The sequence below is a fragment of the Seongchinamella unica genome (genome assembly GCF_004354085.1).
In the GTDB taxonomy this organism is placed as follows: Bacteria; Pseudomonadota; Gammaproteobacteria; order Pseudomonadales; family Halieaceae; genus Halioglobus; species Halioglobus unicus.
Window position 1 is genome coordinate 201,778 of the sequence record NZ_SMSE01000004.1, and the last position, 20,498, is coordinate 222,275.

Consider the following 20,498-nt stretch of genomic DNA (forward strand, 5'->3'; position numbering starts at 1 on the left):
CGGTCAGGCAATGACTTCCAGGCCCCGCTCCAGGCACCACATGGCAGACAGTCCGCCCAACAGGTAAACAGGCACCCAGCGCAGCTGTTCCTGCCACGGGCCCAGTGGCCTGCGCAGCAACCACCAGAGCGCCAGCACCAGCAGGATAAACGCGATCTGGCCGAGTTCAATACCGATGTTGAAGAACAGCAGGGCCAGGGGCACGTTGTCCTGGGGCAAACCGGTCTCCGCCAGGGCACCCGCAAACCCCATGCCGTGCAGGAGGCCAAAGCCACCGGCCAACCACCAGGGGTTGCGCCACAGCAGGTCGTTGCGACCTTCCCGGGTCAGTTCAACCGCCAGCACAAAAATGCTGAGAGCGATCGTAAACTCGACCAGGGCAACCGGATAGTTAAAGTAACCCAGGGTGACCAGTGACAGGGTAATACTGTGGCCCACAGTAAACGCGGTGATCGTCCATAGCAGGCGGGTGCCGCCGCCCACCAGCAGCAACAGTCCGAACACGAACAACAGGTGATCGATGCCGCCCCAGATGTGCTCCATGCCCAGGAAACTGTAATCGCCCATCACTTCACCGGCGCCGGGTTCCTCCGGCACCACGAATTGGGTCTGCTCGGCATTGAGCACCTGCTGGTATTGACGCCCGTCCAGCAACGACACCATCAGCATCGCCGAGGCCTGGTTCGGTCCCAGGCCATCGATACCCAGGGTATCGCCTACCAGCCCATCATCGCCCAGGCCAGTGCACACCAACTGCAGGCTGGTCACCATGCCGGTACCTTCCATCTGCGGAGCACTCGCCTGGCTGACTTCGCAGGACGAGGGCCACCGGGGACGCAGGGGGACATTGCTGGTGGCCTGGGCCGGTGTTTTCCACACCAGGTTGTACTGCCCCGGCCCAATTTCTGTCACCTTGAGCAGCGAAGGTGCAAACCGGTGCGCCTGCGCAGGCAGGCTCAGGCCGATGGCCAGCAGCAATAACAGGGCCATCCTGAGCTGTTTCATCGTCTCACCTCATAGTCTTCCCGCAAGCGCTCAATGCTCTCCTTGAGCGCCGCCGCCCGGGCCTGCGACTCCAGGTCTCTCAGCAACAGCGGCCTGACTTCTTCCAGTGTTGCATCCCGGGCAGGTTCCACCTCCTCAACGAACACGTAGTGGAGTCCGTAGGTGGAGCGAATCGGACCCAACCACTGTCCTGCCTGTGGCCCGGCCTGTTGCAGGTTCAGTACGAACGCTGCCCCGAAATGGCGGGACAACTGTTCCGGTGTCTGCCGTTTGAAGCGGTAACCGGGCAAAAATGGCGAGCTCAGGTCGCGGGCCTCTGCCGGACCCAGGGATTGGCTGGCGATAGTTGCGACGACCTGCTGCGCCTCCGCTTCACGCTCGCGGTTAAAGTACACATGCTCTATGGAATAGCGGGGTGGACGCCGCAGCTCTACCCTGCGCTCGGAAAATTCCCTGGCCACATCCGCTTCGCCAGGTGTCACGGGGGGATTACCAGCCAGCAACAACTGCTCGACAATCTGGATCAGCCTGCGCTTTATGACCTCATCTCCCAGGTGCAGGCGCATCTCCAGTGCCTGCTCGTAAAGTGCCTGGTCGGTTTTCCCTTCAGCGATACCGAGAAAGTGCATGTTGCGCAACAGGCGCTGGTAGACCACTGGGTCGTAAAGATGCAGATTCAGCTCAAGCCCCCGCTGGAACATCATGTCCCGGTCCAGTTCGGCGGTAATCATCCGCTCCATTTGCGCTTCAGTAGGTATTCGTCCCACGGTGCCCAGCCACTGCTGTTGCAGTGTCTCGAGCCGCGCTTCAGGCAGTGGACCAATCACCGTGGGCGGCTCCGGGAACAGTTTGCCCTGGGCCCAGTAGAGAGCCGATCCGATAACAATAAAGTGAATCCAGGGCCGATTGAGCCTGGCCAGAAATTTCATCCATTACTCCTGAAGGGGACACACCGGAAATGGCTGCGGCACTGTTACCAGGCACTCACGAAGTCTTCAGGACTCAGGTCCGGCAGCGGCTTCGGATCGCCCGGGCGGGTGCCGAGATAAACAAAACCGACGAGTTCCTCGTCGGCGGAAAGCCCCAGGCCGTCCATAACATTGCGATCGAAACACGCATCGCCGGTGCGCCAGATACCAGCGTAGCCAAGTGTTTCAGCCGCCAGCAGCAAACCGTAGGCTGCGCAACCCGCTGACAATTGCTGTTCGATAGGGGGTACCTTGGGATGTTCGCGGAGTCTCGCCACCACCGCCACCAACAGGGGGGCCCGCCGGGGGGCATTGACCGCTTTCTGCCGGGCGTTGTCGTCGGCAGCGGGATTTCGCTTCAGCAGGGCGTCCTCTAACAGGGCTCCCAAGGCCTCACGGCGGTCACCGGCAATGGTAATAAACCGCCAGGGACGCAGGCGGGCGTGGTCAGGCGCGCGCATGGCCACGGCAAGCATTTCCTGCAACTCGCGATCGGAGGGTGCCGGGGCGGTCAACTTGGGCGAGGAATTGCGCTGCTGTAAAAATCGGAGTACGTCGTTCATGGTCGTTATCAGGATACTTCTGGCCGACAATGATAGCAGCAAACCCGCCCAATGTGCCGTTCAGCCGGGGCCTTCTCCCACCAGAATATTCATGAACCCGGCATCTCCGGCGACAGCGTCTACATTGTCACACCACTGACTCAGTTCACCGATTGAGGATGCCACCAGCCGGTGCTCAAGGTGATCGATAATCCACAGGGGCTGATCCAGCTCCGCCAATAGCTCAACCAGGGCCCGTCCGCTGCTGCCACATTGCCGCAGTGACAGGGGCGTCAGTTCAATAATGACCCGTGGCCTGGTCGGCAGGGAGGTCAGCAATGGCATCAGGCCCTGCACCACACCGTATTCCGATCCCTGGGTGTCAATTTTCAGCAAGTCCAGGCGCTGCAACCTGCCGGAGAGTGCCTCTGCCCCATTCAACAGTTTGATGGCCCTGCTCTGCCTGCCCTCTTCCGCGGCAAAGATCTGGTGATCGCCGAGATTGTTTTCACTCAGGTAGAGCCGTGCTTCACCCGTTTTGGCGGCGAGAGCGGCGCGGATCGGGTGAACAATATCCTGTTTGCCGTTAGCCGCAACACTGTCGGTGAGCAGGGTGAAATTATCGGGGTCGGGTTCGAAGGCAAACACCGCGCCCGCCGGCCCGACACGGCTCGCTGCCAGTAACGAGAAATAACCGATGTTGGCGCCAACATCCACAAACACATCCCCCGGCGCCAGGAAGTCCAGCACCAGCGATGACTCGTAGGGCTCCCACACACCCTGCTCACGCAAACGGCGTGAGACGTGCATGTCATGCTCGCCGTGAACCCATAGGAAGAGGGGTTCATCCAGGCCGGGGACTGCCAGGGGAACCAGCGAGGGACCGGGATCCATCAGTGGCTCGTTACCCGGGTCGTGTCGCAGCGGGCGCAGCGGTATACCGTCACCAGCTTGCCCAGCTTCACGTCGAACTGTTTGGCCTTGTCCACCTGCCACTTGTGATGACCGTGCTTGCACAGGGTTTTACCCCGGTGCTTCTGCTTCAGGGAGGGCCTGCGGAAGGGAATGATCTCGGCCACAGCTAGGCCAGGGTGCGCCGGAGGGCGTTATTCCAGGAGTCGAGCCGTTTGCGCCGGGCACGGGTGCTCATTTTCACGGCGAACTCCCGCTCTGCCTGCCAGATGCCGCGCACTTCACCCGGGTTCTGCCACAAGCCTATGCCCAGCCCTGCCAGGTAACAGGCACCGGCGACCGTGGTCTCTATCACCTGCGGCCGAATCAGTTTCCGGCCCAGCACGTCCGCCTGAATCTGCATCAGCAGGTCATTGGCGGCGGCACCACCATCGACCCGCAAGGGCTTCATACGCTTGCCCAGGTCTGCTTCCATAACCCGCAGGATATCGGCGTTTTGCAGCGCCATGGCATCCAGCGTGGCGCGGGCAATGTGGCCACGTTCGGTGCCCCGGGTCAGGCCGGTTATCGTACCCCGCGCCTCGGGTGCCCAATGAGGAGCGCCCAGCCCGGTGAGGGCAGGTACAAACTCCACGCCGCCGTGATCGCCCACGCTCAACGCCAGTGCCTCCACATCGGGGGAGCGCTTGATAATCTGCAGACCATCGCGCAGCCACTGCACGGCCGCGCCACAGACGAAAGCACCGCCCTCCAGGGCATAAACCGGTTTGCCCTTCTCGCCCAGTTGCCAGGCCACCGTGGTCAACAGGCCGGAGCGGGATTGCAACGGTTCTGAGCCGGTATTCATCAGGATAAAAGAACCGGTACCAAAGGTGCACTTTGCCTCGCCCTGGCTGAAGCAGGTCTGGCCAAACAAGGCCGCCTGCTGGTCGTCCGCCACACCGGCAATGGGAATACCGTCGGGCAGACCGGGCACCCCGGATGTGTGCCCCAGCACCGCGCTGGACGGCACGATGTCCGGCAGAATATCCACCGGCACGTCAAACAGATCCAGCAGCTGGCTGTCCCAGCGCCTGCTGTTCAAATTCATCAGCGAGGTTCGCGAGGCGTTGGATACATCGCTCACGTGATTTTGCCCGGCGGTAAGCTGCCAGATCAGGTAACTGTCGACGGTGCCGGCGGCCACCCTGCCCGCCTTGCGCAGCCGCGCGACCCCGGACGTATTGCGCAGCAGCCAGCGATATTTACTGCCCGCAAAATAAGGATCCAGCACCAGGCCAGCCTTGCGTCGCACGAGTTTTTCGTGGCCCTCGGCCTTCAGCTGTTCACAGAAATCCGTGGTGCGGCGGCACTGCCAGACCACCGCATTATTGAGTGGCTCGCCGGTTTGCCGATCCCACAACAGCGCCGTTTCCCGCTGGTTGGTAATGCCGATGGCGGCGATCTGCCCGGGCTTGCAAATACCCTTGCGCATCATCGCGCGAATGCCCTTGAGCACCGACTGCCAGATGTCCGTGGGACGGTGTTCGACCCAGCCCGGTTTTGGGTAAAGCTGCGGGAACTCGTAATTGACGCTGGCGCGGAGCTTTCCCGCTGAGTCCATCAACGCCACGGTGCTGCCAGTGGTGCCCTGATCTATCGCCAGTACGAATTCCGCCATAAGCCAGTCTATCCCTCGTAACCTTCAACCGCCTTGATTTCCAGAAAATCGGTGAAGCCGTGTGCGCCCCACTCACGACCATTTCCGGACTGTTTATAACCGCCAAAGGGTACGGCATAGCCCCCGGAGGCGCCATTGATTTTAACGTTGCCGGCGCGAATGCGCGACGCTACCTGCCGGGCGTGATCCATATCGCCACTTTGCACATAGCCCGCCAGGCCATAGACCGTGTCATTGGCGATGGCGATGGCTTCTTCCTCGGTGTCGTAGGGGATCATGGTCAGCACAGGGCCGAAGATTTCCTCCCGCGCAATCCGCATGTCGTTAGTGGCGCCGGAAAAGACCGTCGGGCGGACAAAGTACCCCTTGTCGATACCCTCGGGCAGACCCGGCCCACCGGCGACCAGTTTTGCACCTTCGGCGATACCGGCGTCTATCAGGCCCTGGATCTTGTCGAACTGGGCCTTGGACACCACCGGCCCCATGGTGGTTTTCTCGTCCGCCGGGTCACCCACGACCACGCTGGCCGCTGTGCGGGCGGCAATCTCTTCAGCTTTCGCGAGTTTTGCCGCCGGCACCAGCATACGCGAGGGGGCGTTACAGGACTGCCCGGTGTTGGAGAACATATGCAGGGCGCCCCGCTCCACGGCCTGCTCGAGGTCGGCGTCGTCCAGTATGATATTGGCGCTCTTTCCGCCCAACTCCTGGGCGACCCGCTTTACCGTGGGTGCAGCATTCTGGGCGACCAGCACTCCGGCGCGGGTGGAGCCGGTGAATGACATCATATCCACATCGGGATGCTGCGACAGGGCGGTACCGACGCCGGGGCCATCGCCGTTGACCATGTTATAGACCCCCGCCGGAACGCCCGCCTCGTCCATAATCTCCGACCAGATATGGGCGGAAAGCGGTGCTATCTCGCTGGGCTTGAGCACCATGGTGCAACCCACCGCCAGCGCCGGTGCTACCTTGCAGGCAATCTGGTTCAGGGGCCAGTTCCAGGGGGTAATCAGGCCGCAGACGCCGATAGGCTCCTTGAATACGCGGGCATTGCCCACTTCTTCCTCAAACTCGAAATCGCGCAGCACGCGCAGGGCCTCCTCCAGGTGGCCCAGGCCGCAATCGGCCTGTTCTTCCATGGCGAAGGTCTGGGGGGAACCCATTTCCTCGCGAATCGCCACAGCGACTTCCTCGTAGCGTTTCTTGTAGATCGCCACGCAGGACTCCAGCAGCTCAATCCGCTCCTGCCGGTTGCTGCGACCGTAGCTGGAAAACGCCTGTCGTGCCGCCGCAACGGCCAGGTCGACATCATCAGCGGTCCCGAGGGAAATCAGCGCACAGAAGTCCTCGGTCGCCGGGTTGATGACCTCGAAATCGTTGGGTGTGAGCGGATCAACCCACTGGCCATTGATGTAAAACTGTCGATAATCGCGCATATGTTGCCTCCAACGGTAGCAAATTGACCAATATTTCGCCCAGTGTAGCAGCGGCCACTCACTTGGGTATCACCCCAGAGGGGTGTACAATCCGCGCGTTTTTCAGCCAGTTTTGTGGAGCCCCAGATGAACAACGAAGAACTCACCCTGTTTCGCGATATGGCCCGCCGGGCCTTTGAACAGCTGATCGGCCCCCATTACGAAGCCTGGGAGGAAAAGCACATTGTTCCCCGCGAATTGTGGAACCAGCTGGGAGAGGCGGGCTTGCTGTGCCCGGACATGCCGGAAGCCTACGGCGGAGCCGGTACCTCGCCGCAGGTGTGTTTTGCCATGATCGAGGAACTGTCCCACATGGGCTTTGGTGGTCTCGCCAGCGGCTACGGCATTCACTCCAACATCGTCGCCCCCTATATCGAGCACTTTGGCACCGAGGAGCAGAAGCAGCAGTGGTTGCCCAAAATGGTCTCCGGCGAGGCAGTGGGCGCACTGGCCATGACCGAACCCGGCGCCGGTTCCGACGTACAGGGTATTCGCACCAACGCTGTGCGCGACGGTGACGAATGGGTACTTAACGGCTCCAAGATTTTCATCACCAACGGCATTCATGCCGATGTGGTCGTGGTGGCGGCCATCACCGACCCGGGCAAGGGCGCCAGGGGCACGTCGCTGTTCCTGGTGGACAGTTCCCTGCCGGGCTTCGACAAGGGCAAGAAAATAGAAAAGATCGGTCAGCACGCCTCCGACACGGCGGAGCTTTTCTTCCAGGATGTGCGCCTGCCCGCCAACGCCCTGCTGGGAGATCTGAACAAGGGCTTCGTCATCATGATGACCGAACTGCCCCGGGAGCGCCTGGGTATTGCCGCCCAGGCGGTTGCGGCTGCCGAGGGTGCCCTTGAGCTCACCGTGGACTACGTCCAGGAGAGAAAAGCCTTCGGGCAAACCGTTGCTTCCTTCCAGAACACCCGTTTCACCCTGGCCGACGTCAAAACCGAGATCGCCCTCAACCGGGCCTTCTACGAAAAGTGCGCAGACCAGTACACCCGCGATGAACTGACATCCGATGACGCCGCCATGCTCAAGTACGCGGCGACGGAAATGCAGTGCAAGACAATTGACCAGTGCCTGCAGCTGTTTGGCGGTTACGGCTATACCGCCGAATATCCGATTTCCCGTTACTACACCGATGCCCGCATCCAGCGCATCTACGGCGGTACCTCCGAGATCATGCGCGAACTGGTGGCGCGCTCAATCCTCGGTCGTTGACACCCCGACTTCAGCCCGGGGGGGCCTGTTCAGGCGGAGAGCGTGTGCACTACCTTGCACCACTTCTCCATATCCTCCCGGCTGGAATCCTTTAGCTCCAGGCCCACCCAGTATCCGGGCTTGCCCTCCGCCGGGCGACACCACATAGCTTGACCCACCAGTTCCAGGTTTTCTTTCCAGTCGTCCATGGGGACCGCGAGATTGAGCTGCGAGCCGGTGCTGATCTGTGACGGCACCAGAAGTTTGAGACCACCAATGGAAATGTCGACAGTCTCGCAACGGATGATGGCATTTTCCGCCTCAGAGCGGCTACCTCTGGCCACCACCTCAATGAAAATGGCCTGCACGACTTCGATCCGCTCGTGCCTGCGGCGGTCGGTAAAATCGTGTGTCATACCTCGTCCCCGGATTCTGCGTGTGACCAATGTGCCACGCCGAGGCAAGGAACGTCATCACAGAATTGTTAAATTCTCCAGATTTAACCCCCCGGATAACCCACCAGGGAGAACATGGAAAGGACAAACAGTCCCCAGGTGAGGGTGATAACCGAGAGCAGGGTGGTAAGGACAACAATATTTGCCGCCAATACCCCGTTACCGCGTGCCGCCACCACCATAATATAGCTGGCGGCGGCGGCCGGTGATGCCACCAGCAGGAACAGCACACCGAGGGGCTCATCACGCACCCCCAGGGCAAGGGCGAGCAACACCGAGAGCAGCGGTGCAATAACCAGCCGCCAGCCTGTCGCCTCCCAGGCCAGCGGTCCGGACACGCGCAGTTCGGATAATTTCATCGCCCCGCCAATGCAAACCAGCATCAGCGGCAGGAAAAAAGTGCCCAGCCAGAGACTGGCAGGCTCGACAATATCCGGCACCGGCAGGCCTGACAACGACAGGAGCACCCCCGCGGCGATGCCGATCAGCAGCGGATTGCGAAGCACGCCCCACAGGGTGGCGAGCAGGGAGGAATTGCCACCCAGGGTTCGGTTCAATACCAGGACCGCCAACACGTTGTAAAGGCTGGTCATGACAGCGACGGCCAGCGCCCCGAGCTGCGCCCCCTTCTCGCCATAGGCCGCTATACACAGGGCCAGCCCCATGATGGCGAGATTGGAGCGAAATGCCCCCTGCACAAAGATACCCCGTTCCGCCAGGGGGTGTCCGCGCCAGGCACTGTAGACCCAGCTCGCCACAGTGACCGCCAGTGTTGCCAGCACCCCTGCCAGCAGGAACTTGGCCGAGCGCAGGTTGGAGTAGTCAACGCTGGCAGCGCCGGCAAACAGCATCAACGGCAACCCGAAGTTGAACGAAATTCGGGAAATCCGGTCATTGAGGGACAGGGGCAGCCAACCGATACGCGCCAGCGCGGCGCCGGCCACCACCCAGCCGAACGTGGGCAGGGAAACCAGCAGGCAGGTGAAAAGCAGCGCAGCGGCGTCAGCGAGAGTCAAGCGTACCCGGACATTGGACCCAATGGCCCATTATGCCCTCAATCCAGGGAATCACCCAACGCCGACACCAGGCTGTCAATTTCATGCTTCTCGATGACAAAGGGCAGGCCGAGTTGAATGGTGTCGCCGCCGTAGCGCACGTAAAAGCCTTTTTCCCACATGCGCATTGCCACCTCGTAGGGGCGGCGTGCCGGCTCTCCCGGGTAACTGGCCAGGGTAAGGGCGCCGGCAAAGCCGAAGTTGCGAATATCGCAGATGTGGGGCGCGCCCTTCAGTTGATGCAGGGTCTCTTCAAAATAGGGGGCCAGTTCGGCAACACGCTGCGGCAGTCGCTCCTGCTCCAGTACTTCCAGTGCGGCAATTCCCGCGGCACAGGCGACAGGGTGCGCGGAATAGGTATAACCGTGAGGGAATTCGAGCATATATTCGGGGCCGCCCTGCTCCATAAACGTGTGGTATATCTCACTCGATGCGATAACCGCGCCCATGGGCACTGCTCCGTTGGTAAGCTGCTTGGCCACGTTCATGATATCGGGCTTGACGCCGAAGACCTCTGCTCCGGTCATTGCACCCATTCGGCCAAAGGCGGTAATGACTTCATCGAATATCAACAGGATATCGTTGGCGTCACAAATATCGCGCAGCCGCTGCAGGTACCCCGCCGGAGGCGGGATCACCCCGGCGGAGCCGGCCATCGGTTCAACGATGACGGCGGCGATATTGGAAGCGTCGTGCAGGGCGATCAGCTCGCTGAGTTCATCCGCCAGGTGCCAGCCATGTGCGGGCATGCCGCGGGTATAGGCATTCTCCTTGAGCAGTGTATGGGAGAGATGGTCGGCATCGACCGCAGTGCCGAACAGCTTGCGGTTGGCACCGATTCCACCGACAGAAATGCCGCCAAAATTCACCCCGTGATAACCCTTGGCACGGCCGATCAGCTTGGTCTTGGCCGGCTGTCCTTTCAGGCGCCAGTAGGCGCGGGCCATTTTCAGCGAGGTGTCCGCACACTCGGAACCGGAATTGGTGAAAAACACATAGTCCAGGCCTTCCGGGGTCAGGGCCTTTATCTTGTTGGCCAGCTCAAAAGAGCGCGGCTGGCCAAACTGGAAAGCGGGCGAGTAATCCAGGGTCTGCATCTGCCGGGTAACCGCCTCGGTGATTTCCGGACGGTTATGACCCAGACCGCTGCACCACAGGCCGGACAGGCCGTCGAGCACCCTGCGGCCCCTGTCATCGATGTAGTAAGCGCCCTCGGCGCCGACGATCATTCGCGGATCGTCCTTGAACTGACGGTTGCCGGTGTAGGGCATCCAGTGGGCTTCAAGCTGCTCCCGGCTCAGGGTCGGCTGGACATTTTGCATGCTGGTCATGGAACGGGTTCTCGTAACGGGCTGAAAGCGGAGATTCTACGGCCTGTTATTAGTTGCATAAATCATTACCTATACACCTAAAGTTTCATTAAAATTTAACTTTATGCCGATGGAGAATACCCATGGCGGGTAAAGCCCTGCTGGGCAATGTCACCGACAGCGACCTGCGCCTGCTCAGGGTCTTCCGGGCGGTCGTCAATTGCGGCGGATTTTCGGCCGCCGAGCTGGAACTGAACATCAACCGGTCGACCATATCCCGGCACATCAAGGACCTGGAGATACGGCTCGGGGTCACCCTGTGCCGGCGCGGCCGGGGCGGGTTTGCCCTCACTCCGGAAGGGGAACAGGTCTTCGCCAGCGCCATGAAAATCATGGCCGCGATGGAAGAGTTCCAGCACGACGTGGATGAACTGCACCAGCGGCTCACCGGCCCCCTGTCCATTGCCCTGTTCGACAAAACGGCCTCCAATCCCGCCTGCCACATCAGCGCGGCGTTTGCACAATTTGACCGCATGGCGGCGGACGTGCAGCCGGAGATTCACGTGGAACCCATCAACGCCATTGAACGCGGTGTCATCGAGGGGCGCTACCAGTTGGGCGTCATTCCCGATCATCGACCCTCCGCCAGCCTGGACTACTACCCGCTGTTCAGGGAGCAGATGTACCTCTACTGTGCCCGTGGTCACCCGCTGTTCAATCTCGATCCGCTCGGCATCACCGATGGCGATATCCGTCGCTGCCGCTATGTGGGCATCGGCTACCACTCGCCCAATATGGAGGCCACCCGCAAGCTCGGTCTCAAACGGCACGCCACCGCTCACGACCAGGAGGCAGTGGCACACCTGGTACTGTCAGGCCGCTACCTCGGCTACCTGCCCGAGCACTATGCCGAGGGCTTTGTCAGTCGCGGCATGATGCGGCCACTGCTGCCGGAACTGTTCCAGTACATCTGCCAGTTCAGCGCTATCGTGCGCCGCTCGCCGCCGCCATCACGGGTGGTGCAAACCCTGCTGGACGCCATGGTGGCAGTTCACGATGGCGGTGACTGACACGACGCTGCCCGGGAATTCACGAAATCCCCAGAAATTGCTCCAGCGACGCACCCCCGCTTGCTAGACTTTGTCCGCGGATGTGAATACAGGGGGTTTCTATGCGCTGGTTGATCGTGTGTGCGGTGGTAGCTGCTGGCTACTGGTACCTGTTTGGCCTGGATTTCCGTGTTGACAGCCCCAGCTACGAGCAAAAAATGCTGCGCAACAAGAGCGCCCTGGCCCAGTGCATCAGGGAAGAGGAGTATGCCGCCAGCCGCATGGCCACCAGCGCCGCCAATGCCGAGGCGGACTGCGCGGCCAAACTCAACTTATACTGGGAGGATGGCGGCTGGCACAACTACAGGGAAAGTCGCCAGTGACAGTGATCAGTCCCGATACCCGGTGATCGATTTGGCCGCCTGGTAGCCAAAGGTCATTGATGGCCCCAGGGTAGAGCCCGGCCCGGGATAACAGGGCAAGGTCGGTGCGCTGCAGTTGCCGCAGGCGTACAGGCCTTCAATCGGGCTACCGTCCTCGCGCATCACCTGGGCACCGGCATTGATGACCATGCCGCCCTGGGTGCCGAAGTCACCGGGATCGAGGCGCACCGCGTAAAATGGTGGTTTCGCCACCGGCCCCAGACAGGGGTTGGGCGTCACGCGCGGATCGCCGTAGTAACGATCATAGGCCGATTCTCCGCGATGGCACTCCGGATCCACGCCGGTTTTGGCGTACTCATTCATGTTGCTGACGGTCTCTTCCAGGCCGGCGACGTCAACATCGATCTTGCGCGCCAACTCGGCAATACTGTCAGCCCTGGCGTAAAATCCGCCCTGCTCGTAGTTGTAGGCCTTGGGCACCTGCCAGTCCGGCCGGAATTTACTGTTAAACAGCGGGCCGACGAAGTAGTTGGCGCGAAAATCCGCATCGAAAATCTGCCAGGTGGGATAGGTGGGATTTTCTTCGGAATGCTTGGCAAAGGTCTCTATCTGGAAGGCCATGTAATTCTGTGACTCATTGCTGAAGCGCTTGCCGGCGGGATTGACAATCACCGAGCCGGGGTAGGAGCGCTCCATGACCGAGAGTCGAGGTATCGGCTCGCCGGGTACTGTGATGGTGTTGCACCACCAGGCCTCGTTGAGCCGATGCATTCTGGCTCCCAGGCGCATGGCTTCGCGGTGGGCGTCACCCGTGTTGTCATAGGTACCGGCACTCCACTTGTGATCGGTGGGCGTCGGCAGGTACTGCTCGCGCATCTGCTGGTTGTGTTCAAAACCACCGGCGGCAAGCACCACGCCCTTGCGGGCCTGGATGCGCAGCGGTTTACCCTCACGCATGACTTCAAGGCCGATTACCTTTCCGTCTTCATCGACCAGGCGGGTCATGCTGGTATTCAGCCACAGGGGCATGTCCCTGTCGATCATGGAAGCGCGGAGTCGCGCCACGCCGGCACAGCCGGTGGCAAGGCGCCGGTGATACCTGCTCTTCAGGCGCCAGGGAATATCCAGTACATAGTCGAGAAAGAGTCTGGCAATGGACTTCCACCAGCCGGGCTGCTGGCCAACCATTACCGCCGCCTCCACCTGGGTGATGCCGATCACGCCCCCCACGTGCATCATCTGGTGAGTGCGCCGCAGCCGCTTCCACTCGTCACCCAACTCGCTGGCATCGAAGGTTTCCGGCTCCATCGACCGATGTCCCTCCATCGAGCCATCCAGGTTGGTGTAGTAGTCGGGATAGTGCTCCAGGGAGACATAGCGCACCCGGGTGCGTTGGTGGAGAAAATCGACCATTTTGGGGCCGTTTTCCAGAAAAGCGTCCAGCTGGTACTCCGGTACTTCCTGTTCGGTAATCAGCTGGCGCAGGTACTTCCTGGCCTTGTCGAAGGAGTCCTCGGCGCCGGCAGCTTTGGCATAACGATTACCCGGTATCCAGACACCCCCGCCACTGATTGAGCTGGTGCCGCCGTAAAGGTCCGACTTCTCAATTACCAGCACATCCCGGGTGCCCATTTCGTAACTACACAGGGCGGCAGTCAGCCCCCCGTTGCCCGACCCTACAACTACCACGTCGTAGCTGTAGTCCCATTTCTGTTCTGCGCTCATTGCCTGGCCCCACTGGAGAATGACCGCAATGTTAGCCTACTGCGCAGGTTCGAACTGCGCCCACAGCTTGCTAACAAGGCAGAGGTTTAACATGTTGTCCGCATCCCGGCGATCAGGTGGCGGGTGGTTTAATAATGACGCGCTTGCACCCGGGGGTGCAGCTTGCATACACTCAATGCTCTGCTACGAACCATCCACTGAAACAGGGAATCCTTCATGAAACGTTTTGCCCGAAACACCATTTTGTCCATGGCTGCCGCCGCCGCACTGGCCACCTCGGTCCAGGTTGTGGCCCACCTCGACGACAAGGAAGCGATGCAATCCTACCGCCAGTCCTACTTTACCCTGGTGGCAATGAACTTCGGTCCCATCGGTTCCATGGTCAAGGGCGAAATGCCCTGGGACGATGCCATGCTGAAAACCTTCGCCAATGAGCTGGCGGCGTTAGGCAGCATGGACGTTTCCCGGGCCTTCCCTCCCGGAAGTGACAAGGGCACCACCCGGGCCAAGCCAGAAATCTGGGATAACAAGGATGACTTCGAGGCCAAGCTGGGTGACTTGCAGCAGGCGCTGGCGGCACTTCAGATAGCGGCCGGATCCGGCGACAGGAAAATCATCGCAGAGGCGACCGGCGCTGCCGGGAAGGCCTGCAAGGCCTGCCACGACGAATACAAATCCAAGGAATACCTCTACTGAGGCACTACCACAGTGGCTGGGGCTGGGGCGCCTGCTCCAGCCCCAACCACAGCAGACCCGCCATAATTGCAGCCAGCAACAGGGCTTTCCAGGGAGCCTGTGGCGCTTCCCGGCCCTGCCGATCACCGGCAGAGCCGCGAATCATCGCGGTGATCATGCCGTCCCGTTTCCCGAACTGGTGGTAGCAAACCACCAGGACGTGGAGCGCAACCAGACCCAGCAGAACATTGAATGCGACGTCGTGGATAGTTCCCATCAGATCGCGGAATTGCTGATCTGCGGCGTAGTACAGCGGTCCCGAGAACAATACATCGTCGCTGTTGAACAGTCCGCTGAACGCCTGCAACAGCAACAGCGACAGCAGTACTAGCACTGACCAGCCACCCAGTGGATTGTGACCCGGGGTTGGGCTGCCTTTGCCCTTGATATAGGCGACGACCCGCGCGGGACCGGCGATAAAATCGCTGAAACGCGAATGCACACTGCCGATAAATCCCCACGTCAGACGGGACAGCAACAACACGATGATGGTATAGCCCACCCACTCGTGCAACTTGTAGCGCTCAAACTCAGCACTCCACCAGGCGAGACTAACGCAGAGCACCAGAGACCAGTGAAAGACACGGGTCGGCAGGTCCCACAGCGGCTGCATGATCGTTTTACTCCTGAGGTAAAGGCATCAGTGGAGGATACTCAGGATCGACCTGGTCGTAAATGTAGGACCAGACACCGTCCCTCAGGCACGCCCTGTGCCTGGGCCCCGGCAGCGTCGGGTCGGCGGCATCGTAGCCGGCATCACCCCGATACAGGGCAACCAGCCCACCATCGAACGCGACCAACACCGGTAACACCCGCGGCGAATGGTTCTCCCTCTCCCGTGCGATGGCTTCTTCAACATTGCGGTAGTTGGAAAGAATCATCAGGCTGATCCAGGTGGGCGGCAGCATCGCCAGTTCGCCGGCCCGGTGTTCATCCAGCGCCTGTTGCACGGGCAACCAGCGCGAATCGTGGATTTCCCCACCGTCTATCACCACCTCATCCTCGCATCGCAGCGGCGCGGCATAGATCCAGGTGGAGAAGCGCTTGCGCTCCACCTCGGGGGTGGTCCAGTGACTCAACAACACCATGTCCTGCGGTTCCGGCTGCTGCCCGCACTCCTCCATGGCTTCCCGCGCGGCGGCTATACGCGCTGCCTGCTCCTCGTCGCCACCTGCTGCAGCCAGGTCCTCGGCATCCAGGCTGCCGCCCGGAAAGACCCAGAAACCACCGGCAAAGGCCAGTGCCTTGTTGCGTTTGAGGAGCAGGGTTTCCAAGCCCTCGTCGCTGTCGCGCAGTAACACCACAGTGCTCGCTGGCCTGATCGGTTGTGTCTCTGACATGAAAACTCTCTCTCGCTGTTATGACGGCAGTTTACCAGCAGGTGGCCGAGTTCCCACCCTCCAGCCCCGGAGAATGGAGTACAGGTTCGCTTTGTTGGTTCACCCCTAATCAGCCACGGTAATAGGAACTGCAGTAACGGAACTGACCGTGATGCCGATATGTGCGCTGGGCGGGCTTGTAGTAGTGATACAAGGGCCGCACACCCCGCGGGCAGTAATGACCCACCAGACTCTGGCGGGTGGCGCTGTGATCAGTGATGGCTGCGCCACCATGAGCCAGTCCCGCGTGCCACAGGAAAACATCACCCTTACGCGGCAGGAAGGCCGTGAGTTGGCTGCTGTGGGACTCGCCCTGCGCGTGTAGCCAGGCATACCAGCGCTCGAGTTGCTGCAGCCCGTCGCGCTCCTCGTCGTAATGTTTGAAGAAATTACTGAACATGAAATCCGGCCAGCGATGACTGCCCGGGTAGTACAGCAGCTCGCCGCTACCGGGACGCACATCCTCCAACGCCACCCAGGCGGCAGCCAGTTTCATCGGCGAATTCATTCGCACGAAGGCCGTATCCTGATGTATATCCTGCTCGGATCCGCGGTCAAAGCTGAGGCTCTGGTGAAGCTCCGGTCGGGCGTTGAAGACCAGCGCCAGAAAATCGGTGACGGGTTCACCAAAGAGAATATCCCTGGCCGTCACGTTGAAAAAGTAATCGTCCACCACCCGCACGCTATGATGAGCCTCGGCCGCTTCCGGGCGATAAGGCACCGGCTCTGGCGCACTGGCGGCGGTCATCAGCAGCGGCGATTCCGGCGCAGACTTCAGCGCCTCAAGTTCGGCCAGGTAGCGATCAATCAGGGCGTGGTCCACCGCCTGCTCCAGACGCACAAAGCCCTGTTCCCGCCAGTTGTACAGCCCTTCCACCTGCCCCTGCGGAATCTCACCTGACCTTACCCTGGCGTTAAGGATGTCCTCGAAATCATCGCGGTCTGTCCACATACCACCGAAGCGTGAAGCGTAATGCTTGCGCTGCAGCTGCTGCCCCAGGTAGTCGAAGTTGAAGGTAGCACCGGCGTACAGCGCTCGGTACAAGCCCGGCGAGCAGTGAACACACCGCTTGGCCCGGTAGATTATGGAGCGGAGCATAGCTGTTTAATCCTGGACAGGGCGAAGGTGGCACGACTGCTGCCACCAAAGCGAGTTATCAGGACAGGGCGCGTGCCGCCATGGACAGGTCGAAGCCGATAGCCTGGGCGTGGGCTACCGCCGCCGCCCGCTCTTCCGGCTGACGGGAAACCACCCAGAGATTGGTACAGCGGGTGCCTGTGCGGCAGAAAGCAAATACCGGTCGCTCTTCATCATCGAACAGATCGGCCATTTCATTGAGGTGCTCGCCGGGGAAATTCATAGCCGTCACCGGGATATGGTGATATTCCAGTCCGGCCGCCTCTGCCGCCGCGGCGATCTCGGCGCTGGTGGGCTGTCCGGGTTCTTCCCCGTCGGGGCGATTATTCAATAACACCTTGTAACCGGCAGCGGCAATGTCATCGACCAGGCCAGAGGTGATCTGGCCAGCCACGGCCACCGTGTCAGTGAGTTTGTAGGAATTCATAGGTGTACCTCCGAGGGGCGTTATACCAGAGCGCCCCCTGCCAGGCCAGCACTGGTGTCGGGAACTAACTGCCCTTGAACCGGGGCGCTCGTTTTTCCCGGAATGCCCGGGGACCCTCGCGGGCATCGGCCGACATCATGACCGCGGCCGCCTGCTCCATCTCAAACCTGAAGGCATCTGCCCAGGGCATGGTGTGGGTTTCCAGGGCGGTGCGTTTAATCGCCTGCAACGCCAGCGGTGCCTGGCGACAGATGTTATCTGCATAATACTGAGCTCGCCCCTGCAATTCGGCCAGGGGCACGACCTCCGACACCAGGCCCATGGCCAGGGCTTCAGCAGCGGTCACCGGTTCCCCGCCCAGCAGGATGCGCATGGCGTGAGCCCAGGGCAATTGACGGGTCAGCCTGACCATGGAACCGGCTCCGGGGACGATCCCGTGTTTCGGCTCTGGTAACGCGAACTCCGCATGCTCAGCAGCAATGCGGATATCGGTCGCCTGCAGCAGTTCGGTACCGCCGCCCAGAGCCCGGCCGTTGATCGCTGCCACCACCGGTTTGTACAGTGGCTCACCCTTGAGCATGATCCTGTCAGGGATCGTCGGGTCTGCCAGCAGGCGTTCTTCCAGCGCATTCTGCGGCTGCCGCACGCCGGTCCACAGTGGAATCACCTCGCCAAGGTCGCCACCACAGCAGAAATCCTCCTCGCCGGCGGCGGTGAGAACCACGACACGAATGTCGTCGTCGGCGCGCACCTCGTCCCAGGCATCCGCGAGTTCGACGAAGGCTTCGCCATTGAGCATATTCTTCGACTCGGGGCGATTCAGGGTGATCCAGGCCTGTTGGCCTTTTTTTTCCAGAATGATGGCGCTCACGCGTGTATCCCCCTGCCCAAGTCAGTTGAGCTTATAGGATAAACCAGGTCGCCCCAAGCCAGGCCAGGGCAAACGCCAGTGAAGTTCAGCCGCTTGAACCCCGCCATTCACAAACCGGCAATACCATCCCACAACAGTTTGCCACCCAGCACCAGCAGACAGACGCTGATGATCTTGTAGTAAAGTCCAGGTTCGGTAATTTTGACCAGGTAATGGCCGAGCTTTACTCCCAGCGGTGCCAGCGGCACCAGTACCAGGGAGTAGAGAAGGTTATCGCTGCTGAACTGCCCAAGCATCGCATAGGGCACCAGTTTGATGGCATTAACCACCGCAAAAAAGATGCCGGCGGTTCCGGCAAATATCAAGGGATTGAGCCGTTTGGGCAGCAGGTACATCGTTAACGGCGGGCCGCCGGCGTGAATACTGAAACTGGTGAAACCGGCCAGCAGGCCGAAAAAGCCAGCCGGGCCCGCCCTGTGTTCTGTCGCTCCACGCGATTGCAGGCCAAGTAACTGCTGTGACGCAAATACCAGCGAGAGGGCTCCGATGAGAATTCGCATGTAATCATCGCTCATCCGGTCAGCGGCCAGGTAACCGATGAGTATCCCGACCACGGCGCCCGGCAACAGTAGCCGCAAAGCCTGCCTGTCGAACTGCCCCCAGTAGGTCCGCACTACCACCACGTCCATGACCACCAGAATCGGCAGCAGAATGGCCGCTGCCTGGGTCGGTGACATCACCAGCGCCATCATCGGCACCGACAGCACCGCAACGGCGCCGCCAAAGCCGCCCTTGGCGACGCCGTACAACAGTACCGCAGGGATGCTGACCAGGTAGAAGCCGGGGTCGGAAAGCAAGACTGGGCTCAGTCGACCAGGCCGTACTCACCGCCCAGCACATCAACGATTTCGGTTTCCGGGTTGTCGGCGAGCTGGATCGGTTTGCCGATGATTTTCTCGGCGATTCCGGTGTAGGTCGCGGAGACCGCCATGAGGACATCGGCGGGCAACGCGTTATCGCGGGCCAGTGCCTGGCGCTCTTGCATCCGCTCCTTGTTGAGCAGGATGTCCGGGTCGGGAAAGTGATTGAGCAGCAACTGGCGGAAGCCCTCCTTGGAATTTTCCACCACCCTGCCATCACGCCAGGACGGACCATCCCAGATACGGGAAGAATCCGGCGTGCCGACCTCGTCCATATAGATCAGCTTTTCATTGCCGGCCTTGTCGTTGACGTAGCCAAACTCAAACTTGGTATCCACAAATATCTGGTCCAGTTCCGCCAGCCGAGCGCTGATCAGTTCAAAGCCCTCGCGGAGCAGGGTTTCGTAGCGATCAACATCGCCCACCTTGCTGAAGTTGAATGCCTGGTAGTTTTTCTCGATGTCGCCGCGGGTGATGTTGACGTCATCGACAGCAGGTACCCCCGGGATTCCTTCAAGAATCCCCTTGGTAGAAGGTGTGATCAGCAGATCCGGCAACTGCTGGTCCCTGTGCAGGCCGTCGGGCATTTTGATGCCACAGAATTCCCGCTCGCCATTGGCATAGGCACGCCACATCGACCCGGTAATGTACCTGCGGGCGATGGCTTCTATCCTGACCGGTCGCGCCTTCTGCACGATCCACACCAGTGGGTGGGGCACTTCCAGAATGTGACTGTCGGCCAGCCCTTGCTCGCGAAAACGGTCAAACCAGTAGTTGGAAATAGCATTCAGCGCAGCGCCTTTGCCCGGCACCCCGTTCATTCCACCCTCACCGTGCCAAATGCAGTCGAAGGCGGATATGCGATCGGAAATCACCATGATCGCCAGCGGTGCATCGGGGGCTACGTCGTAGCCGCGCCGGGCAACCAGGCGGGCGCTGTCGGCTTCATTGAGCCAGTACACGGAGCGCACCTTGCCGCTGTGCACAGGAGCACCGGTGCGAATGGGAAGGTGGTCATTAACAGCCAGAACTTTATCAGCGAGACTCATGTGGGTTTTCCGCTAACCGGTATGTGAAGGGTGCAGCACCGCGCACGCCAGAGTGGCGCAATGTTACCAGAGGAATGAGATCTACCACCACAATGGCCAGCAGACTCGCGCTGTGCCGAATACCCCTGTCACTGGATTCCCGGGGTCGACAGCGGATCGAACTCCTTGTCCCTGCCCGCCCCGCATTAGGGAATTCAGCGCGGGTGGGTGTAACATATCCTGCTTTGACAGTTGTTC

Annotated in this window: 22 protein-coding genes; 4 read left to right on the top strand and 18 right to left on the bottom strand. The window is 60.7% G+C overall.

Going from position 1 to position 20,498, the window contains the following annotated elements:
* Window positions 1-3: 3 nt before the first annotated feature.
* The 7 genes from E2F43_RS16520 to E2F43_RS16550 are packed head-to-tail and all read right to left on the bottom strand — an operon-like array spanning window position 4 to window position 6,523.
* Window positions 4-1,005 (bottom strand): HupE/UreJ family protein, encoded by a 1,002-nt coding sequence (locus tag E2F43_RS16520; RefSeq protein WP_133214723.1) that lies wholly within the window; start codon window positions 1,003-1,005, stop codon window positions 4-6.
* Complete coding sequence (locus E2F43_RS16525) at window positions 1,002-1,934, bottom strand: peptidyl-prolyl cis-trans isomerase (protein ID WP_133214725.1); 933 nt, start codon at window positions 1,932-1,934, stop codon at window positions 1,002-1,004. The genes E2F43_RS16520 and E2F43_RS16525 overlap by 4 nt, the downstream gene beginning before the upstream one ends.
* 44 nt (window positions 1,935-1,978) lie before the next feature.
* Window positions 1,979-2,536 carry a nitroreductase family protein gene (locus tag E2F43_RS16530; RefSeq protein WP_133214727.1) on the bottom strand — a complete coding sequence of 186 codons (558 nt, stop codon included), beginning with the start codon at window positions 2,534-2,536 and terminating at the stop codon, window positions 1,979-1,981.
* A 60-nt stretch (window positions 2,537-2,596) separates the two neighbouring features.
* Window positions 2,597-3,409: an FkbM family methyltransferase gene (locus E2F43_RS16535; protein ID WP_238946983.1), complete on the bottom strand. Its 813-nt coding sequence runs from the start codon at window positions 3,407-3,409 to the stop codon at window positions 2,597-2,599.
* The gene (locus E2F43_RS16540) at window positions 3,409-3,594 is read right to left on the bottom strand and encodes a hypothetical protein (RefSeq protein WP_133214729.1); all 186 of its coding nucleotides are present in this window, start codon (window positions 3,592-3,594) and stop codon (window positions 3,409-3,411) included. The genes E2F43_RS16535 and E2F43_RS16540 overlap by 1 nt, the downstream gene beginning before the upstream one ends.
* Before the next feature lie 2 nt (window positions 3,595-3,596).
* On the bottom strand, window positions 3,597-5,087 hold the full coding sequence (gene glpK / locus E2F43_RS16545) for a glycerol kinase GlpK (protein ID WP_133214731.1): 1,491 nt from the start codon (window positions 5,085-5,087) through the stop codon (window positions 3,597-3,599).
* 8 nt (window positions 5,088-5,095) lie between these two features.
* Window positions 5,096-6,523 (bottom strand): aldehyde dehydrogenase family protein, encoded by a 1,428-nt coding sequence (locus E2F43_RS16550; protein WP_133214733.1) that lies wholly within the window; start codon window positions 6,521-6,523, stop codon window positions 5,096-5,098.
* Window positions 6,524-6,649: 126 nt separating this feature from the next.
* Here E2F43_RS16550 and E2F43_RS16555 point away from each other — a divergent pair, with 126 nt between their 5' ends.
* Entirely contained in the window at window positions 6,650-7,786 is a 1,137-nt protein-coding gene (locus tag E2F43_RS16555) for an acyl-CoA dehydrogenase family protein (RefSeq protein WP_133214735.1), read from the top strand.
* Between the two features lie 29 nt (window positions 7,787-7,815).
* Here E2F43_RS16555 and E2F43_RS16560 read toward each other — a convergent pair whose 3' ends face one another.
* The 3 genes from E2F43_RS16560 to aptA form a co-directional block, all read right to left on the bottom strand.
* Window positions 7,816-8,181, bottom strand: coding sequence for a PilZ domain-containing protein (locus tag E2F43_RS16560; RefSeq protein ID WP_133214737.1), 366 nt, complete (start codon window positions 8,179-8,181; stop codon window positions 7,816-7,818).
* Between the two features lie 83 nt (window positions 8,182-8,264).
* Window positions 8,265-9,236 carry an AEC family transporter gene (locus E2F43_RS16565; RefSeq protein ID WP_238946984.1) on the bottom strand — a complete coding sequence of 324 codons (972 nt, stop codon included), beginning with the start codon at window positions 9,234-9,236 and terminating at the stop codon, window positions 8,265-8,267.
* A 38-nt stretch (window positions 9,237-9,274) separates the two neighbouring features.
* Window positions 9,275-10,606, bottom strand: a complete 1,332-nt coding sequence (gene aptA, locus E2F43_RS16570) for an omega-aminotransferase AptA (RefSeq protein ID WP_133214739.1) — start codon at window positions 10,604-10,606, stop codon at window positions 9,275-9,277.
* Window positions 10,607-10,728: 122 nt separating this feature from the next.
* On the opposite strand from aptA, the gene E2F43_RS16575 reads away from it, so the two are divergent.
* Window positions 10,729-11,655 carry a LysR family transcriptional regulator gene (locus tag E2F43_RS16575; RefSeq protein ID WP_133214741.1) on the top strand — a complete coding sequence of 309 codons (927 nt, stop codon included), beginning with the start codon at window positions 10,729-10,731 and terminating at the stop codon, window positions 11,653-11,655.
* Window positions 11,656-11,756: 101 nt separating this feature from the next.
* Complete coding sequence (locus tag E2F43_RS16580; RefSeq protein ID WP_133214743.1) at window positions 11,757-12,017, top strand: hypothetical protein; 261 nt, start codon at window positions 11,757-11,759, stop codon at window positions 12,015-12,017.
* 6 nt (window positions 12,018-12,023) lie between these two features.
* Here the strand turns inward: E2F43_RS16580 and E2F43_RS16585 are convergent, their stop codons facing one another.
* Window positions 12,024-13,742: an FAD-dependent oxidoreductase gene (locus tag E2F43_RS16585; protein WP_133214745.1), complete on the bottom strand. Its 1,719-nt coding sequence runs from the start codon at window positions 13,740-13,742 to the stop codon at window positions 12,024-12,026.
* 216 nt (window positions 13,743-13,958) lie between these two features.
* Here E2F43_RS16585 and E2F43_RS16590 point away from each other — a divergent pair, with 216 nt between their 5' ends.
* Complete coding sequence (locus E2F43_RS16590; protein WP_133214747.1) at window positions 13,959-14,438, top strand: c-type cytochrome; 480 nt, start codon at window positions 13,959-13,961, stop codon at window positions 14,436-14,438.
* A 4-nt stretch (window positions 14,439-14,442) separates the two neighbouring features.
* On the opposite strand, the gene E2F43_RS16595 is transcribed toward E2F43_RS16590, so the two are convergent.
* From E2F43_RS16595 to E2F43_RS16625, 7 genes are all read right to left on the bottom strand, one after another.
* Entirely contained in the window at window positions 14,443-15,090 is a 648-nt protein-coding gene (locus E2F43_RS16595) for a cytochrome b/b6 domain-containing protein (RefSeq protein WP_133214749.1), read from the bottom strand.
* 7 nt (window positions 15,091-15,097) lie between these two features.
* Window positions 15,098-15,817: an NUDIX hydrolase gene (locus E2F43_RS16600; protein WP_133214751.1), complete on the bottom strand. Its 720-nt coding sequence runs from the start codon at window positions 15,815-15,817 to the stop codon at window positions 15,098-15,100.
* Window positions 15,818-15,926: 109 nt separating this feature from the next.
* Window positions 15,927-16,955, bottom strand: a complete 1,029-nt coding sequence (locus tag E2F43_RS16605; RefSeq protein WP_133214753.1) for a phytanoyl-CoA dioxygenase family protein — start codon at window positions 16,953-16,955, stop codon at window positions 15,927-15,929.
* Between the two features lie 58 nt (window positions 16,956-17,013).
* Window positions 17,014-17,421, bottom strand: a complete 408-nt coding sequence (locus E2F43_RS16610; protein WP_133214755.1) for a protein tyrosine phosphatase family protein — start codon at window positions 17,419-17,421, stop codon at window positions 17,014-17,016.
* Between the two features lie 64 nt (window positions 17,422-17,485).
* Window positions 17,486-18,292, bottom strand: coding sequence for an enoyl-CoA hydratase-related protein (locus E2F43_RS16615; protein ID WP_133214757.1), 807 nt, complete (start codon window positions 18,290-18,292; stop codon window positions 17,486-17,488).
* 107 nt (window positions 18,293-18,399) lie between these two features.
* Window positions 18,400-19,149 carry a sulfite exporter TauE/SafE family protein gene (locus tag E2F43_RS16620; RefSeq protein ID WP_133214759.1) on the bottom strand — a complete coding sequence of 250 codons (750 nt, stop codon included), beginning with the start codon at window positions 19,147-19,149 and terminating at the stop codon, window positions 18,400-18,402.
* 8 nt (window positions 19,150-19,157) lie between these two features.
* Window positions 19,158-20,261, bottom strand: a complete 1,104-nt coding sequence (locus tag E2F43_RS16625) for a phosphoribosylaminoimidazolesuccinocarboxamide synthase (protein WP_133214761.1) — start codon at window positions 20,259-20,261, stop codon at window positions 19,158-19,160.
* Between the last annotated feature and the right edge of the window lie 237 nt (window positions 20,262-20,498).

What these genes read in the sequence shown, in the direction of transcription:
- E2F43_RS16520 (WP_133214723.1), bottom strand. Translation starts at nt 1,005, where the DNA reads ATGAAACAGCTCAGGATGGCCCTGTTATTGCTGCTGGCCATCGGCCTG.
- E2F43_RS16525 (WP_133214725.1), bottom strand. Translation starts at nt 1,934, where the DNA reads ATGAAATTTCTGGCCAGGCTCAATCGGCCCTGGATTCACTTTATTGTT.
- E2F43_RS16530 (WP_133214727.1), bottom strand. Translation starts at nt 2,536, where the DNA reads ATGAACGACGTACTCCGATTTTTACAGCAGCGCAATTCCTCGCCCAAG.
- E2F43_RS16535 (WP_238946983.1), bottom strand. Translation starts at nt 3,409, where the DNA reads ATGGATCCCGGTCCCTCGCTGGTTCCCCTGGCAGTCCCCGGCCTGGAT.
- glpK (WP_133214731.1), bottom strand. Translation starts at nt 5,087, where the DNA reads ATGGCGGAATTCGTACTGGCGATAGATCAGGGCACCACTGGCAGCACC.
- E2F43_RS16550 (WP_133214733.1), bottom strand. Translation starts at nt 6,523, where the DNA reads ATGCGCGATTATCGACAGTTTTACATCAATGGCCAGTGGGTTGATCCG.
- E2F43_RS16555 (WP_133214735.1), top strand. Translation starts at nt 6,650, where the DNA reads ATGAACAACGAAGAACTCACCCTGTTTCGCGATATGGCCCGCCGGGCC.
- E2F43_RS16560 (WP_133214737.1), bottom strand. Translation starts at nt 8,181, where the DNA reads ATGACACACGATTTTACCGACCGCCGCAGGCACGAGCGGATCGAAGTC.
- aptA (WP_133214739.1), bottom strand. Translation starts at nt 10,606, where the DNA reads ATGACCAGCATGCAAAATGTCCAGCCGACCCTGAGCCGGGAGCAGCTT.
- E2F43_RS16575 (WP_133214741.1), top strand. Translation starts at nt 10,729, where the DNA reads ATGGCGGGTAAAGCCCTGCTGGGCAATGTCACCGACAGCGACCTGCGC.
- E2F43_RS16580 (WP_133214743.1), top strand. Translation starts at nt 11,757, where the DNA reads ATGCGCTGGTTGATCGTGTGTGCGGTGGTAGCTGCTGGCTACTGGTAC.
- E2F43_RS16585 (WP_133214745.1), bottom strand. Translation starts at nt 13,742, where the DNA reads ATGAGCGCAGAACAGAAATGGGACTACAGCTACGACGTGGTAGTTGTA.
- E2F43_RS16590 (WP_133214747.1), top strand. Translation starts at nt 13,959, where the DNA reads ATGAAACGTTTTGCCCGAAACACCATTTTGTCCATGGCTGCCGCCGCC.
- E2F43_RS16595 (WP_133214749.1), bottom strand. Translation starts at nt 15,090, where the DNA reads ATGCAGCCGCTGTGGGACCTGCCGACCCGTGTCTTTCACTGGTCTCTG.
- E2F43_RS16600 (WP_133214751.1), bottom strand. Translation starts at nt 15,817, where the DNA reads ATGTCAGAGACACAACCGATCAGGCCAGCGAGCACTGTGGTGTTACTG.
- E2F43_RS16605 (WP_133214753.1), bottom strand. Translation starts at nt 16,955, where the DNA reads ATGCTCCGCTCCATAATCTACCGGGCCAAGCGGTGTGTTCACTGCTCG.
- E2F43_RS16610 (WP_133214755.1), bottom strand. Translation starts at nt 17,421, where the DNA reads ATGAATTCCTACAAACTCACTGACACGGTGGCCGTGGCTGGCCAGATC.
- E2F43_RS16625 (WP_133214761.1), bottom strand. Translation starts at nt 20,261, where the DNA reads ATGAGTCTCGCTGATAAAGTTCTGGCTGTTAATGACCACCTTCCCATT.